Raw genomic sequence first — 16,198 nt, forward strand, 5'->3', positions numbered from 1 at the left:
TTAACCTGCAATCCTTTTAGTGAGCTTCTGCTTTGTCCACATGCTGGATATGGCCGTTGTTGAAAATGATAAACACCACTGATAAAAATACTACGCCTCCGCCGACAAGGAACGGGAGGCTCGGAGTGTAAATCTCCGAGAGTTTGCCTGCCATGAACGGAGCAATGGCGCCTCCTAGGAAGCGCAGAAAACTATAAGCGGCTGATGCTGTCGATCGTTCCACAGGGCTTGCATTCATGACCGCTGTTGTAATTAAAGTATTGATATTTCCGAGAAGGGCACCAGCAAAGATAACGGCTGCAATGACCACCCACTGTGTGGATGTCCACATCCCCATTGCAAACAGCACGAGTGAAAATATAAAAAGCATCATACACATAGATGAAACTGTCCCAAACCACTGTTGTAGTTTTGGAGCCATATATACGGAAGTAACCGCCAAAAGACCCCCCCATCCAAGAAAGACGAAACCTAACCCATGTTCATTCAGTCCTAAAACAAATGGAGAGTAAGCAAGCAGTGTAAAGAATCCGAAATTATATAGCGCAGCTGTGAGGCCTAACACGAGCAGGGAACGATGTTTTAAAGCTCGGAAGGGATCGGCCAACGACGTTCTTTTTGTCGTAACCCGTCCTGTATTCGTTTTTGGCATCAAAACGATCAACCCTATAAAAGCAATGACCATCAGCCCTGCAACCCCGAAGAATGGTCCTCTCCATACAATGGCGCCTAACGATCCTCCAATCAAAGGACCGACGGAAATTCCTAATCCAATCGCCGCTTCATATAGAATGATAGCTTTTGCATTTCCACTATTTGATAACGTAACTATTGCTGTTAAGGCTGTAGCTACGAACAGGGCATTTCCCAGTCCCCATCCGCCGCGAAGGAAAACAAGCTCCCAAATTCCATTTGAAAAACCGCCAAGCGCAGAGAATAAAGCAATAATTACAATACCTGAGAGTAATGTACGCTTCATGCCGATCCTGGATGTGATAAAGCCGGTGACAAGCATAGCTACAGCCATCACGGCGTTATAACTAGTGAAGAGCAAGGTGACCTCGCTTGGATCAGCATCCAGCTGTTTGGCAATAGCTGGTAAAATCGGATCGACCAGTCCGAGCCCCATAAAAGCAATAATACAAGCAAAAAATACAGCCCAAACCGCTTTTGGCTGCTTCAGGATACCAGGGTCTTCTGCAATCGAGATGTCCGGAACCCGGTTATGTTGTGTTTCCATGGACCAATTCCTCCTTCTTATAGAATTTCACTGACAGACTTATTTCTGCCTGATGGTTCAAATAAATTCCCTGCCCATCCGCATGAATACATATAGTTGTATGTTACAACTTAATTATTGTATGATACAACTAAATAAGCATATATGTCAATGAGAATATTTGATGGTATCATCAAATAAGAAAGATTTTTACATGTGAGGTGAAAGTATGAGTGACAAATCTCTTGAATTAATTGAACAGCAGGTGACCGATTTCATTCGTCGTATCGTTTTAACGGAAAAACACCGCGACAGTCTCGATCGTTCTGCCTATATTTTATTACGCCAGTTATCATCTTATGGACCTGCAGGGGTCAAAGCATTGGCCGCTGATCTCCACTTGGATATATCGACCATCAGCCGTCAGGCAGCAGCTTTAGTAGAAAAAAATTATGTAGAGAAAGTACCTAACCCTGAGGACAGAAGAGCTTACTTCTATCAAATTACTGAACTTGGTTCAAAGGAATTAGAAGAAAACAAACAACGCAGGTACCAACGGCTGGCAGGCGTTCTTGAGGAATGGTCGGAAGAAGAGAAAGAAAAATTTGGTCTTCTGCTGCAAAAGTACAATCAAACCGTAAATCGTACAATGAATTTAAAGTAATGAAATCATTGTATAGAAATTGGGTACAGGCATTCTTTTTACCGTAATATGGTTTTTGAAGAAAAAATAATTGTATTAAAAGCAATAAAGGTCACTCCCTTTAATGTAAAGTAACCGCAAAACACTAAAGGAGTGACTTCTATTGAAAAGATTATTACAGTGAAGAGTCTTAACAGGGAGTGGCATTTAAGATAACGCTTAGATTTTTTCCAATGCTCCTCAATCTTCCTCATTTTCTTGACCATCCACTTAACTCTTCCCATTCACTTAAGTACATTCTTTCTGTCAAATCGGCAGGATTACTTACTTTGCAAATGAACTCTAAACTATTTCCATCCGGATCGTTAAAGTGGATTTTCGCATGGCCAAAACCTCCATTCGGGTTAGGCATCACAAATGGTTCAGATGGTTCAAAGCCAAATGCCTCTCTAGGCGTATAACCTTTATTTGTCAGCCAGGTCACAGAGTGCTTCAGTCCTTCTAATGAAACCTCAAAAGCTATATGCCTAATGGAAGGATGGTACTCGACCTCAACTTTATCGGTTTGCCATAATCCAAGCCAATTCTGGTCTTTAATAATCCATAAAAATGCTAATCTATCCTCAACTTTGTGGTCAAACTCCAAACCGAGTCCTTCATAGAATTCAATCGATCTGTTTAAATCACTGACTGGTAAGTGTGCTTCGTATAGACCTTTAATCAATATCAATATCAATACCTCCAATGAATTTATGCATTTATTACCCAATCTGCCGCACTGATAGAAACATAGTGGTAACCTGGAACTATTTGGATTATTACAAATAGTCGATTATAATACAACTGATAATGAAAAGGAGGATTCCTTATGCCGACACATTCAATCCAACCATCAAATTAACAAGCATGGGAGGAGACAATTATGAACGAATATAAATACAAGTCTAATTATTCCAAAGATGAAAAACTTCGGGAGAGTTTGTATCCATTATTTAATACTGTATTTGGTATCAGCGAGGGAACATTCAGAGATTTTTATTCACGGGGATTTTGGGATCCAACTTATACACCTTATTCTTTCTTTTCAGAGGACTACGCAGTAGCGAATGTATCCACATTTGTGTTCTCAATCATATTGGATGGTGAACTTCATGAAGCTGCAGGTTTTCAATCAGTTATGACCCATCCTCATCATAGAAAGAAAGGTCTTATGAATACACTGATGGATAAGGCTTTAGAAGAAATAGATAAAAATTGCAACTTATCATTTTTGGTGACCTCTGAACCCAGCCTTTATAAAAAATTCGGTTACCGTACCATCAACGAATTCTACTATGTTAAGAAATATAAACATCCGGGCTCCCCTAGTGGAGATTTGCAAGGTATAGATGTATTTGATTCTCAAGGTCTAAATAGGCTTCAAAAACTCTTCATAGAAAATGTCCCTAGTTCCTCTGTATTTTATCCGGTTGATTATGTACATCCATTTTATTTAAATATGTATAATCCGCATTTAAGGAAACTTGTTTATCATTCAACGTCTTTAGATGTGTTAATCATGTATGAGGTAGTGGACAACAAATTAGAATTATTTGATGTCATAGGTAATACTTTGCCAACTCTTGATCAGATATGCTCTTTAATACCTGAACCTTTCAACGAAGTCCATTTATTTTTCAACCCCGATAAGTTTAATATGGCATTTAACATAGTAGAGTATGACTCCCCTGATAAATTAATGGTGAGAGGGGATTTGAAGTTGAGTGAACATCATTTGAAATTGCCGATTTTTGCTGAATTTTAAAGAATATCGTCTATTACTAATCTTCACACTCTTCAGAAAAAAATTTCCGAAAATGTATGTCACGAAGGATTTGTATTATCTCGCACCTTGGCCTTCTGATAGGGTCCCCCTTCACTACTGATTTGACAACATTTTCGTCTAAAGAGTCCCGTCATAATAATATAGAGATATAAAACCAAATTCACTCTAGGATATGATAGGATGGAGGCAAATACATACAAGGGGAGAACATCCGAATGAATCGTAAAAAAATTGGATTTGTCGGCACAGGCGTTATGGGGAAAAGTATGGCCCGCCACTTAATGGAAGCAGGATACACGTTGAATCTATTTACACGCACCAAAGAAAAAGCGCTGGGATTGATGGATCAGGGAGCAAAATGGAAAGAATCTATCGCCGCCTTAGCAGAGGATTCTGACATCATCATTACCATCGTCGGCTACCCTAGCGATGTGGAAAGCATCTATTTCGGTGAAAACGGCATTTTAGAGAATGCCAAGCCTGGCAGCTATGTGATTGATATGACGACCTCGTCACCTCTACTTGCACAAACCATCTACAAACAAGCCAAAGAAAAAGGTATCCATGCTTTGGATGCACCAGTTTCCGGTGGTGATGTCGGTGCCCGAAATGCCGCTCTCACCATTATGGTCGGAGGAGACGAGGAACCTTTTCAATCGGTCTACCCTGTTTTTGAATTGATGGGTCAGAACATCGTCTTACAAGGAGAATCCGGAGCAGGCCAGCATACAAAAATGTGTAACCAAATCGCTATTGCTTCCGGAATGCTCGGGGTCACAGAAGCGATTTTATACGCCGAGAAAGCCGGTCTTGATCCAAAAACAGTGCTCCAAAGCATCGAATTCGGAGCCGCCGGCAGCTGGTCATTATCAAATCTGGGATCAAGAATGATTGAGGGGAATTTCGCCCCAGGTTTTTATGTTAAACATTTTATAAAAGACATGAAAATCGCTATTGAATCAGCCGAACAAATGCAAATCCCCATACCAGGGTTACAGCTTGCTAAAGAATTGTATGAGAAACTAAATGAAGAAGAAGGCGGGAATGATGGCACACAAGCCTTGCTTAAATATTACAAATTAATGATGGCATGATAGAAAAAAGCACGTACATGCCTCAATGTACGTGCTCTTTCTCCATAATTACTGACAACATCAATGAACTGAACCCTATAATTAGTGGTACAGCTTTCATCATTTATCAGTTCGCTGACACCGTCTTGTAGCAGCCACCTAAATTAGTTCTGTTTTCTTACCACCTTTAAATACATAAGCTTTTTTGCTGATTACCTGACTTTGTGTTTCAGTAACATGGATAGCTCCTCCATCCGGAAGTGCGATAAAAGGTGTGTTGGAGTCTTCCGAGTACGCACAAAGTAATTCATCCTCAACGTTATCATAATGACACCATAAGCGACTGTTATGTATAAGATTCAGAGGCTCACATCCCGGCAAATCTTTCTCTTTAGGTGTGTGAGAAACATCACTTCCGAAGATTATTGCACCTGCACTTTGTCCGTAAATGGTTCCACCAGCTTTTAAATACCGGATTAAAATTTTATCGAAGCCACTATTCTTTATCTCATTTAGTAATGTAAAAGTGCTCCCGCCACTAAAATAAATAGCTGAAAAGGACTGCAATTCGTTTATCGTTCTGCCATTGAGATCGGTCCACATAGTAACTTCCTTAACTCCTAATGGTTCCAAAATACTCTTTATATAGTCAACACTTGTGTGGTAGGACCTATAATTCGGATCACCTGCCAGGGGAATATAAAGAATCGGTCTGTCTTTTTCAATAGACCCTACTAAAAATTCGTGCGCCCTGGCATTTTGTTCAGCGCTTCCTCCCCCTGATAATATTAAACTTCCCATATCTGCCTCCTTCCTAATTCCCTATTTAGTAACCACCTTCTAATAAGCTCGTAAAAGAATTTCCTGAAACCTCCCTAGCTGAATAATGGACCTAATACAAACGGAGATACCTAATATGAATGAAGTGAAAATGAGTAACAGGGTAACTTTTTTCGACAATTTATTTCTACCCTTCCCTTTATACCAACCAGAGAATTGAAACTTGTTTCTATATAATACAAAAAGGATGACCAGGATTGCTGAAGCTCCTAGCCACGAATAGCTTTCAACGGCTTTATTCACTGTATAAATGTTTCCTATAATCGCCCAGCATAATCCCCCAAGAAGCCCGAATATGAGTATGATACGAAGCAGTTCTAATAACGTTCTCACCTGTTATAGTCCCACCTTTATTATTTCATTTTAAATTTTCTCTTAATCAAATTCACTGCCAAGTCAGTAAAGAAGCGACGGTACATGTTGAACCATCGTCCCATCAAAATTCAGAACCAATTTTAGTATTCTTGTCATCCTTGGTAGATTGTACAATCATGTAATATCCCAACGATAACTAATAAACCATACGATCTCTTCATTCATTACAAATTCTTCTTCACTGACTTCTACCTTATTAAAACCGTTTTTTTCTAAAACTTTTTCTGAAGCAATGTTATGATTGGTGGTCTTCGCAAAAAGTTCGGTGAAACCTTCCTTACTTAAACGTTCCAGTGTAGTTTGTAAAGCTTGATGTGCAATCCCTTGACCAATATGTTTTTCCCCCACTCTATAACCTATATGAGCCAGGTTTTGAGATCGGTCTATATCTACGACGTTCATTCTTCCTAAGATTTCACCATTTCTTCCCCTTATCAGATAAAAATAAGACGAGTCTTGAATTTGTTCATCGAGTAAACGTTATGTCTTACCATGAACGTTTCAAAGTTATAATAATCTTCACCACGACTTGGTACCATTTTTTCAAAAAAAGCTCTATTTTCGCTTTCAAAATCAAATAAATCCTGTGCATCATCGATTTTTAATTTATCCATGGTAATCTCCATATAATCTTCACCCGTATTTCAGTCAATTTGAGGCATAGCCTTTAGCAGATATGAGCTCCATATTAATCAGTAAGGCAATTTCAAATTCTTTGCATCTTTTTAATATAAAGTATTTGACCAATATGATAAGCGTTGTGGGTAGAAACACTTGCTATCACTTCCCACCATTTTGTATCAGAAAACCCTTCCACAGAGCTTTGTAATTGTTTTTCACTTAATATTTCCTGCCAATACATAATAGTTTCTAACAGTTGTTTATGAAGCTCACCAAATGATTGATTTTCTTCTACGAAAAACGTACGATCATTATTTTCCAATGCTGGTACTGCATGAACACTTGATTCTTTATATCTTGTCTGCCATGTTTTATTCCAGTAAAGCAAGTGTTGTACAATTTCAGCAATGCTATTACATTCTTCATTGAGCTTCCAAACAGCTTCTTCCTCGGTCAGATTTTTTACTGATTCTGAAAATGGTACGTACCAACTCTTTTCATTTGTATTCGCTGCCAATTGATCGGTCAAAATATCTTTCGACTCAAACAAACCCACACACCCCCTCTTATCTAAATAACTATTTTGAGAATTAAATGCAGCAACCCCTAAATACATTCTGGAAATTCGTGTACTAATCCTGCGTCACCAAGAAACTGAATCTCCAACTATAACTGTTCAAACAAAAAGGATGAATCCTCGTGTGTGAGGATTCATCCTTTTTTGAAGGTTTCATTTCGAGAGTGAAGCTCTGTTCCTGTTCGGAAAGTTACGGAGAGAAATTCGTAGACTGTCCAACACTTTTCACTAAATAAGCAATCTGATGAATCGTGTTCGTAACCGTAAGCGGATCATTATTACCTGAACCCTTGATGTCCATTTGGCAACTTTGTTTTGTTTGAGTCGAACTCAATGGACTTGAAGGAGCCTTTGCGATTAATGGTTTGGGATTATTCACAAAAGGTTCTTAAATATCTAATTAACCTTGTTTACCTCCTGCCATTAATTTGTTAAATTGTACTCTTAAACTTAAGAGAAATGCAGGAGGATAGATATGAATATAGGAAGTAAAAAATTATTAAATAAAGGATGGCTGTTTTTTATAATAGCGGTTCTGTTCTTATGGGCAAAATCCTATTACGCGCTTCAAAATGCTTTCACATTAAATATTGAAAATGGACTTCAGCAATTCATTTTGGTATTAACGCCTGTAAGCTCCATTTTATTTTTCCTTGGGTTCTCATTATTCTTTTCACCTAAACGACGGAATAAAGCGTTTCTTGTAATTTATTTCATCATGTCATTTGTACTTTATGCGAATGTGGTGTACTTCCGATTTTTCAATGATTTCATTACATTGCCTGTTCTTATGCAATATAAGAACTTTACGGATCTGGGAGGAAGCACCAAGTCATTAGTGCATCCCAAGGATATGCTTTATTGGATCGATGTATTAGTTCTCGGTATATGGCTTTTACGAAAGAAAACGCAACCTGCTATGGAATTTCGTAAACGGACAGTTGCCATGATTTACGCTGCCGCGCTTGGATTTGGTGCTGTCAATTTGAGTTTAGCTGAGGCGGAACGTCCACAGCTTTTGGTAAGAACTTTCGACCGTGCTAAACTTGTGAAATTACTAGGAATCTATAATTACCATATTTACGATAGTGTCATGACAGTAAAATCTTCAACACGGCGTGTGCTTGCCGACAGCAATGAACTTACTGAAGTATTGAACTATGTAAACTCTCAGCAAGGAAAAATGGGAGCAAAAGGTGAATATTTCGGAAAAGCAAAAGGAAAAAATGTGGTATTAGTTTCCTTAGAATCCACTCAGAACTTTGTGATCAACAAAAAGTTGCACGGTAAAGAAGTCACACCGTTTTTAAATGATCTCATTGAAGACAGCTTTTACTTCAACAACTTCTATCATAATACAGGTCAAGGTAAAACATCAGATTCTGAATTTATTATTGATAACTCTCTGTATGGATTACCACGAGGAGCAGTTTTCACTACCAATGAAAGTAATGAATATAATGCAACTCCTGAAATTCTGAAAGATGAAGGTTACACTCCCGTGAGCTTTCATGGCAACAATGATAGCTTTTGGAACCGGGACATTATGTACAAAACCCTTGGATACGAGCACTTTTATTCACAAGAGGAGTATAATATAACAGAAGAAAACACTGTAAACTATGGATTGAAAGATATACCATTCTTTAAACAATCCATGCCAATGGTAGAAAAACTAGAAGAACCCTACTATGCGAAGTTTATTACAATGACGAACCATTACCCTTATCTATTGAACGATAAAGATATGAAAATGATTGAACCAGCAAATACTGGAGATGGATCCGTAGATCGTTATTTCCAAACCATGCGCTATCAAGACGAATCGATAAAAAAATTCTTCCAATTAATGAAAGAACAAGGAGAATATAAAGATACGATTTTTGTGTTATATGGCGATCATTATGGCATATCCGAGAACCATAACCGGGCCATGAGTGAAATACTAAATAAGGAAATTCGTCCTTTTGAACATATTCAACTCCAAAAGGTTCCTTTAATTATTCATATACCTGGTATGGAAGGCAAAACAATGGAAACAGTAGGCGGACAAATCGATTTAAAACCTACCATCCTGAATTTACTGGGGATTGAACAGAATAATGCCGTTCAGTTCGGAACAGACTTGTTTGCTGAAAACCGTGCCAATATGACTATTCTCAGAGACGGTAGTGTAGTAACAGACCAGTATATCTACGCTGCTGAGTCTAATAAATGCTATGATAAAGAGACCCAAGAAAAAATCAATCTCAAAACTTGTAAACCACTGAAAGAAAAGGCGGAAAAAGAACTGAAGTACTCCGACAAAGTTGTTTATGGGGATCTGCTCCGTTATAAAGATAGTGAACAAAAAGAAGGTACAAATAAAGGAAACCAAAGTTAATAAAGATGACAATAAGATTAAAACACCTCCAAATTTGGAGGTGTTTTTTTGGTATAAGTGGGTACTTTCACTGAACAAGTAGAGAACTATTCTACTAGTTTTTCTGTTTTTAAATAACTTATAGGGAAGATGGTACCGTGGAGGCACTCTTCGAACTGACTCGCTGCAGCATGTATTCAAGCAGGAAAAGGTAGTCATCCTGGTTACCTGTGTTTTTAGCGAGCTCGGATAATTGCTCTAAAATAAACAGGCAGTCATTTTCGTACAAGCTGTAGTTATCAAATCCTAAAATGGTCTGGCGGGCAAATTCCCATAAATCGTTGTGGACTTTTTTGTCCATCGTTTTACTCAACAGCGACACCATCGTCAAAAGCTCTGTCATTACTGTCGAGTTCTGGTTTGCATACTCACGGATGGAAGCGAATCCCTTATGAAGGTAATAACGAAAATCTTTTTGATTTAAGATGATACGAAGCTCTTGTTCCTTGTCAAAAAGGTACGGAGAGAAATTGGTAGATTGGCCAATGCTTTTCAACAAATCAGTGATTTGATGTATCGTATTCGTAACCGTAAGCGGATCATTATGACCTAAAGCCTTGATGGCCACTTCGGCAAGCTTATTCAGTCCATACTCCAAATCTTGGATTTCTGTTTGTTTGACCCCGATCTCAATGGATTTGAAGTAGCGTTCGGGCTTAATGGTTTGTCCATATTCCCAATAAGTAAACAGCGGTGTTCCTTCTACAACAAACTCTCCGATCCTGACATTGAACCTGAGAAGGCTGTCGTCTCTGTTCGCCTGTTTAATAAGCCTTGAAAAGTCAGCGACTTGAAGATAACCGGATTGGCTGGTTTTTATAACCTTTCCATCAGACTCAGAGGGGAGGGATTCCCTCTCTATCTCTTTCTCAATATGATAAGGCTTTAATTCTTTTTCTAAAGAAGCCTGCACTGATTTTGACTTGGTGTTCATATTGAAGCTGATATTATGAACCTGCATCCAAGTGGTTGTATGATTAATGAAATAAATAAAGGTCACAGCTGCCGTAATTGCTGTCAGAATCGATAGGACCGGTGTCGCAACAATATACTCCTCTTCTTCATGCGTAACGTATAGGAAGTTCAAGAGCACATAAATGAAACTGCCATTAAAAATACCGAGTACGTGCTGGGTCGCTCGGTCACTGACAAAGTTTACAAGCATTTTGGAAGAAAACTGCCCGCTGAACGTCGTCAGAGCCACGAGCAGGGAGTTAATTGTAAAGGCGCTTAAAGTCAGTACCCCTCCTACAAGTGCACTCAAAAGCACCTGCAGAGTCTGACCACTGAAACCGATAGCGGCTGGCAGGTATAAGCTGACATCGACCACATAATCAAGATAAAAGGTGAAAACGGATAAACCGATGGCTCCAACGATATACCAAAAAGGCATAAACCAAAGCGTTGACTTTAATTCACTTTTCCGTTGACGTCTCGACATTTTAAAGTATTTCTTTATATAGTAAAAGAACCCCATATGATCACCATGCTATTCTTATGAATTTTAAATCTTCTATTTCCTTCCCTTGATAGAAGGAAACTAACCTAAAATTTAGTATCTTGATAAAAAATAGGGAGGAATCTCCCAGGAACCATAAACCAGAGCCTAAAAAGCACAATAATTCACCCTTAATAATATGTTTGAAACTTACATCCTGGGAATTAAATCGAGTCTACAGGAAAGACGAACAATTGGGTGGCATGGAGCGTAGGCAACATGCGTAGCCTCCTGCGGGAACAGCACGAGCAGAAAGCCCCCGGAAGATGGCCATCTCCGCTGAGAGTGAAGTATATTGAGGCTACTGAAGTACTGCAACTTTCTGAGTTATGCATCAAAAAAGGCCGGGCAGGACGATTTTATCGTTCAACTCGGCTTCTTTACTTCGATGAGACATATATAAATCAAAGAAAATCACTCTTTTTAGATAGGATTCGTTGATTCCACGATGAGCGTTCGGTGGTGACGCCTGCGGGAAAAGCACGAGTCGAAGATCCACTTGGTCAAGTGATCTTCTTGACCAAGTTAGCTGAGGCCGTGCCCGCGGCAAGCATCCACCGACAAGCGATTCGTGAGAAGCAACAACAAACTTTAACAGTTCCTCTAGATTGAAAAGTGTTTTTCAGTGGCCTCAAGTATGTTGCCGGAGCGGCGTATGTATTTATTGCTTCATAAAGAAAACCCGAACGGAAATTCGTCCGGGTTTACTAGCGGGAAAATTATTTTGTCCCAGCCTCTTGGTTCATAAGGGTTTATACCAGTATAAAGCGATATCAATGTTCGGGTTCTTCATATGGGTATGCGTATCCACGCCTCCTAACTCGAAACCATGGCGAATGTAAAACCTGATCGCTCCCAAATTATCATTTTGCGTTTCTAAAGATAGACCTGCCAGATTACGCTCCCTGGCCCATTTTTCTGCTACTTTCAGCAGTTCCGTTCCAACCCCCTGTTTTCTCGCTTGTTTTATCACTGCGATATTCTCTATATAACAAAACCGGTTCCGGGCTTTCATCATCCTGATCTGTCCGACACATTTCCCTTTCATATACGCAAAAAAAAGAGTCTTATCTCCATTATCCAAAAATTCCTCCCAATTCAGATGGTCATCAGGAAATTTTATTTCTTTAGTTTCATTGAATAGTTCTTCTTCGTGTGTCCATATCCGGCCATTAAAAGTTGGAATTAGTCTCCCGAAAACTGTAAAATAATCATTTGTAGCATTAACATCTTCTATATTTTCTATTGTTAACGGGACAATATTAATCTTTCCTTCTATCATTTACTCACTTCCTATATGCTCTTTTTTAGTACTGGAATTTATGTAGATCCACTTATGCTGAAGGCCTGTATCAGGATTGATGCCCAACTATAAGAAATAGATCAGAAAGGCAGCTATTCCTGTAACAAAATAACTTATTAAGCCCTTTCTTTTATGTTCCTGGTCGATATTTGTGCGATTCTGCAACCATTTTATATAATCATAGACAAACCAAAGGGCTAAAAAGATAACAGCTCCCACCAGTTTTCTATCCATTATCAAGGTCAAGGAAAAAACAGTTATTATAGCGAGCCCGGCATTCCCGATTATCAAACGGATACTATCCCTCCTCCCCCTTTGCTTACACCAATTCCTCTACTTTCCCCACTATTTTTCAGCTGATTCAATAGGGTATTTTGATTTATATAGGCTTCAGAAAAGCGGGTTCACTTCCAAAAATCAGTTTCTCCGTTGTTAAATTCCCTTCCCCAGCATTATTATTGCAATTATTTCAAATTTATGGATAAAACTCAATATATGGTCATTTATAAGATACTTACTCTTCTATGGATATCCCCCACACTGAAAAACTTGATTAAAAACCATTTGCTTAAACAAATATATGGTAGAAATCCTCAGGTTAAATGACTTGGTTTTTGCTCACCCAAGCTTGATATGGATTAGACTTATCACTTAATTCTATTAATGAAGGCTAATGTACAAGCGTATTTGCTAGATTCACATAGAGTATTTATGTAAGAGACGTCTCCTACACACAATCTCTGTGATGAAGGAGGGAGAATGATGAATCTGTTAAGAAATTTAGTAGCTGTGCTCATTGCTGTCTTGTTTTTGCTGGCGCTTTTGGTAGCTGTTCTACTGGGATCAAGTGAGCAACGCCAAATTGTTGTCAACTGTATTAATGAAATTCTTGGAACCATTAACTAACTAAAGTTTAAAGGGCTATGGCTAGGAACATAGCCCTTTAACTTATAACTGGAAAGGGGACATTCCTTTGATTAACTTTGATGATATTTATAGAAAAAACCAAAAAGAAGAAAGCACTTCCCAATCAAATGATTTAGATTTAGACAGTCTGCTGAAGCTTGCCTCAAAATTCACGAATCAAGATACATTACTTGATAAACTGTCAAAGGCCGGTGTAGCGAGCGACTCAAATGAGGTTGATATATCAAGCATTGTGGAAGATATCTCTCAAGCCGCTTCTCATACATTTGCTGGAATAGAAAACGAATTAAGCGGAATTAAAGCAGAGTTGGAGAAATTGAACAAAAACGTAGAAACCCTTATCGAAAAGGAATAACGAACGAAAGCAAAAAGGTGGATGGAAAAATATATCCACCTTTATTTTTTCTTTAACCCCTGATTATACCTTCTCTATTAAAAACATCGGAAGCAGAATCAACGTTTAAATCCTTCAGCCTTGTGGGAGCTGGTATCAATATAGACCTCTCCCGTGTTTCATATCCAAAACGGGGTAAGGAATAAAGTAACTCTCACTCCACCAAGTCAAATAAGTCATTATGGTCCTCAAGGAGGTAAATCATGAAACAAAAGGAAGGGAGCATATTAGGCATAGCCATAGGGATCGCCCTTTTCATAGGTGTCATTTTAGGAATGAAATTGTCGGATAATATTGTTATCGTACTTGTCCTTACCCTTTTGACCGGCTTAATTGTAAGAGTCGTCCTACAAACTATCATGAAGCGACTACATAAAAATTAACCGATATTTCAGCTGAGTAAATTGATTATTGATTTTTTATTTTTTAGAGACATCCCTTTTTCTGGTTTAGTCAGGAGATATTTAAGGAATTACCATGAACATCTTTTCAAAATCATTCAGTCGAGGGGAGCGATTTACATTTTAGATTATTACGGTCATGTCAGGTTTCTAATCATATGATCAAAAATTTGTACGATCATCTATTAGTAGGAGGTACACGATGAGGAGATTTGCAGGGGTAGGTTTAGTAATGCTGGCCGCTATATGCTGGGGGATCAGTGGAGGTATCGCTGATATTCTAATGTCCAAGGGCTGGGATCCTATTGTGATTTCGTTTTACCGAGGAGCTGTTGGGTTTGTATGTTTCTTGGCATGGTTTCTCATTCGCATTAAACAAAATTGGATCATTTCCGGTCGTCTTTACATATGGTCGCTATTAGCGGGCGTCGGTGTTGCTGGAAATTTCACTTTTTACTTTCTAAGTATCGAAGCATCAAGCATAGCAGTTGCGGCTACTTTAATGTACACCGCACCTGTCTTCGTTCTTTTATTCTCCTTTTTATTACGGATAGAACGTTCGACTTGGTTTAAATGGGGATGCATTTTCGGTGTGCTTATGGGGATCATCCTGCTTACAGGCGCCTACAACACTGAATCGATTTCAGTTAGCTTTCTAGGGGCGGCAGCAGGGCTTGCTGCTGGTCTTTCCTATGCATTGTTTATATTCGGATTTAAAAATGCCTCCTCTATCGGGAAGCCGCAGACGACGTTAACCACCGCCTTTTTTCATTTTGTCTCATCCTTTTTCTGTTTATGGATAAGGGTGAAGCAGGTGCTGTGGTGACCTCAAGCGACTTAGGGTGGTTTGTTCTATTAGGGCTCGTAGGCGCAGGAATTTCATTTATCATCTATGTGATTGGTATTCGTTCGACTGCCCCGACAACTGCTTCGATGGTCGCTATGGTAGAGCCGGTGACAGCTTCATTATTCGGCGTCCTGATTCTTGGAGATCATTTGACCCTCATACAAATCCTTGGCATGGTGGTCATCCTTTCTACCATCACCGTCCTTAGTGTAAAGCAATCCGAATGAAACATGTCATGGCCAGTAAACCTTCATAAAATTTACAAAAACCACTTTAAAGAAACGGCATTTCCTCAGAAAAAAAATAATAATTCACCAGAAAAAAAGGAAGGCACTGTACTTTAAAGTGCCTTCCTTCATTATTGATCAGTGAGAAAGTGGAGCTAACTCTAAATGGAACTTTCAGGCTTCCATTGTTGAAAATTTCATCGTCGCCAGTACGACGAATACTACACCTACCCCGGCCACTGCGAACAGTTCTCCTGCAAAGGTAATCGGCTGATTGAAGATGGTAAGATTCAATCCCATCGCTTCTCTTAAGGCAGGCGCCATGGTCGCCGGTTCGAGAATCACTTTTTTAAACATATCCACCGAATAAGTCAGGGGATTGATTTTCACCAGTACATTCATCCACGCCGGCATTCCGTTCAATGGAAACATAGCCCCTGATAAAAACAGCATAGGAAAGATCAATACCTGTACGACCATTTGAAAGCCTTGGGATGTCTTTAATGTACTCGCAATCAATAATCCGATGGATGATAAAGTAAAAGCTACTAAAAATATCACAGGGATGAGTTTGATAATCATGAGAAAAGAGATCGAGACACCGATAAATGGAACGAATATCAGCATCATCAATCCTTGAATAACCGCGACCGTACTACCACCGAGCACTTTCCCGATCGCAATCGATATACGTGAAATCGGTGATACCAGAATTTCCTTCATATAGCCGAATTCCTTATCTTGCACAACAGATAATGAAGAAAAAATTGCGGTTGTAAACACGGTCAAACCAATAATACCCGGGAACATAAACTGGACAAAATCAAAGTCAGCAAGAGGACTGTCAGGGCTTGCGCCGCCCATCATGGACGACATTGCCCCACTCATACCGCTTCCAAATAAAATGAGAAACATGAACGGCATAGCAAATGAGCCCAGAATCCGCGGACGGTCACGAAAGAACTTGATGACATCACGCTGCCAAATCGCCAGGATCCCTTCCATA

17 protein-coding genes and 1 pseudogene are annotated in these 16,198 nt (G+C 39.2%); 9 read left to right on the forward strand and 9 right to left on the reverse strand.

The features are described 5' to 3' along the window. Positions 1 to 16: 16 nt before the first annotated feature. Positions 17 to 1,240, reverse strand: coding sequence for an MFS transporter (locus HLI_RS04105; RefSeq protein WP_128523281.1), 1,224 nt, complete (start codon positions 1,238 to 1,240; stop codon positions 17 to 19). Between the two features lie 208 nt (positions 1,241 to 1,448). On the opposite strand from HLI_RS04105, the gene HLI_RS04110 reads away from it, so the two are divergent. Continuing rightward, the gene (locus tag HLI_RS04110) at positions 1,449 to 1,883 is read left to right on the forward strand and encodes a MarR family winged helix-turn-helix transcriptional regulator (protein WP_128523283.1); all 435 of its coding nucleotides are present in this window, start codon (positions 1,449 to 1,451) and stop codon (positions 1,881 to 1,883) included. A 229-nt stretch (positions 1,884 to 2,112) separates the two neighbouring features. Here the strand turns inward: HLI_RS04110 and HLI_RS04115 are convergent, their stop codons facing one another. Continuing rightward, positions 2,113 to 2,586, reverse strand: coding sequence for a VOC family protein (locus tag HLI_RS04115; RefSeq protein WP_128526811.1), 474 nt, complete (start codon positions 2,584 to 2,586; stop codon positions 2,113 to 2,115). Positions 2,587 to 2,784: 198 nt separating this feature from the next. On the opposite strand from HLI_RS04115, the gene HLI_RS04120 reads away from it, so the two are divergent. Both HLI_RS04120 and HLI_RS04125 read left to right on the forward strand, forming a co-directional pair. After that, entirely contained in the window at positions 2,785 to 3,666 is an 882-nt protein-coding gene (locus HLI_RS04120) for a GNAT family N-acetyltransferase (RefSeq protein ID WP_128523285.1), read from the forward strand. Between the two features lie 236 nt (positions 3,667 to 3,902). After that, positions 3,903 to 4,781 carry an NAD(P)-dependent oxidoreductase gene (locus HLI_RS04125; RefSeq protein ID WP_128523287.1) on the forward strand — a complete coding sequence of 293 codons (879 nt, stop codon included), beginning with the start codon at positions 3,903 to 3,905 and terminating at the stop codon, positions 4,779 to 4,781. A gap of 138 nt (positions 4,782 to 4,919) precedes the next feature. On the opposite strand, the gene HLI_RS04130 is transcribed toward HLI_RS04125, so the two are convergent. From HLI_RS04130 to HLI_RS04145, 4 genes are all read right to left on the reverse strand, one after another. Further along, the gene (locus HLI_RS04130) at positions 4,920 to 5,561 is read right to left on the reverse strand and encodes a Type 1 glutamine amidotransferase-like domain-containing protein (protein ID WP_128523289.1); all 642 of its coding nucleotides are present in this window, start codon (positions 5,559 to 5,561) and stop codon (positions 4,920 to 4,922) included. Positions 5,562 to 6,089: 528 nt separating this feature from the next. Next, positions 6,090 to 6,437, reverse strand: a complete 348-nt coding sequence (locus tag HLI_RS04140) for a GNAT family N-acetyltransferase (RefSeq protein WP_347232273.1) — start codon at positions 6,435 to 6,437, stop codon at positions 6,090 to 6,092. Beyond that, entirely contained in the window at positions 6,410 to 6,601 is a 192-nt protein-coding gene (locus HLI_RS22200; RefSeq protein ID WP_347232258.1) for a hypothetical protein, read from the reverse strand. The genes HLI_RS04140 and HLI_RS22200 overlap by 28 nt, the downstream gene beginning before the upstream one ends. 80 nt (positions 6,602 to 6,681) lie before the next feature. Further along, positions 6,682 to 7,146 carry a DinB family protein gene (locus HLI_RS04145; protein ID WP_128523293.1) on the reverse strand — a complete coding sequence of 155 codons (465 nt, stop codon included), beginning with the start codon at positions 7,144 to 7,146 and terminating at the stop codon, positions 6,682 to 6,684. A 502-nt stretch (positions 7,147 to 7,648) separates the two neighbouring features. On the opposite strand from HLI_RS04145, the gene HLI_RS04150 reads away from it, so the two are divergent. Then, positions 7,649 to 9,556 (forward strand): LTA synthase family protein, encoded by a 1,908-nt coding sequence (locus HLI_RS04150; RefSeq protein WP_128523295.1) that lies wholly within the window; start codon positions 7,649 to 7,651, stop codon positions 9,554 to 9,556. A gap of 118 nt (positions 9,557 to 9,674) precedes the next feature. Here HLI_RS04150 and HLI_RS04155 read toward each other — a convergent pair whose 3' ends face one another. After that, a complete protein-coding gene (locus HLI_RS04155; protein ID WP_164908480.1) occupies positions 9,675 to 11,036 on the reverse strand; it encodes a DUF2254 domain-containing protein in 1,362 nt (453 codons plus the stop codon). A gap of 516 nt (positions 11,037 to 11,552) precedes the next feature. Between HLI_RS04155 and HLI_RS21465 the strand changes: the two genes are divergently transcribed. Next, entirely contained in the window at positions 11,553 to 11,705 is a 153-nt protein-coding gene (locus HLI_RS21465; RefSeq protein WP_164908481.1) for a hypothetical protein, read from the forward strand. A 130-nt stretch (positions 11,706 to 11,835) separates the two neighbouring features. On the opposite strand, the gene HLI_RS04160 is transcribed toward HLI_RS21465, so the two are convergent. Then, complete coding sequence (locus HLI_RS04160; protein WP_128523299.1) at positions 11,836 to 12,375, reverse strand: GNAT family N-acetyltransferase; 540 nt, start codon at positions 12,373 to 12,375, stop codon at positions 11,836 to 11,838. Between the two features lie 783 nt (positions 12,376 to 13,158). Here HLI_RS04160 and HLI_RS21470 point away from each other — a divergent pair. From HLI_RS21470 to HLI_RS04175, 4 genes and pseudogenes are all read left to right on the forward strand, one after another. Continuing rightward, entirely contained in the window at positions 13,159 to 13,302 is a 144-nt protein-coding gene (locus HLI_RS21470; RefSeq protein WP_164908482.1) for a hypothetical protein, read from the forward strand. Between the two features lie 67 nt (positions 13,303 to 13,369). Continuing rightward, a complete protein-coding gene (locus tag HLI_RS04165; RefSeq protein ID WP_128523301.1) occupies positions 13,370 to 13,678 on the forward strand; it encodes a hypothetical protein in 309 nt (102 codons plus the stop codon). A 242-nt stretch (positions 13,679 to 13,920) separates the two neighbouring features. After that, positions 13,921 to 14,100 (forward strand): hypothetical protein, encoded by a 180-nt coding sequence (locus tag HLI_RS04170; protein ID WP_128523303.1) that lies wholly within the window; start codon positions 13,921 to 13,923, stop codon positions 14,098 to 14,100. Between the two features lie 250 nt (positions 14,101 to 14,350). Beyond that, positions 14,351 to 15,192, forward strand: a pseudogene (locus HLI_RS04175) (DMT family transporter). A gap of 174 nt (positions 15,193 to 15,366) precedes the next feature. Here HLI_RS04175 and HLI_RS04180 read toward each other — a convergent pair. Beyond that, on the reverse strand, positions 15,367 to 16,197 hold the full coding sequence (locus tag HLI_RS04180) for an ABC transporter permease (protein WP_128523305.1): 831 nt from the start codon (positions 16,195 to 16,197) through the stop codon (positions 15,367 to 15,369). Position 16,198: the final 1 nt, after the last annotated feature.

The sequence above is a fragment of the Halobacillus litoralis genome, assembly GCF_004101865.1.
Lineage (GTDB): Bacteria > Bacillota > Bacilli > Bacillales > Halobacillaceae > Halobacillus > Halobacillus litoralis_A.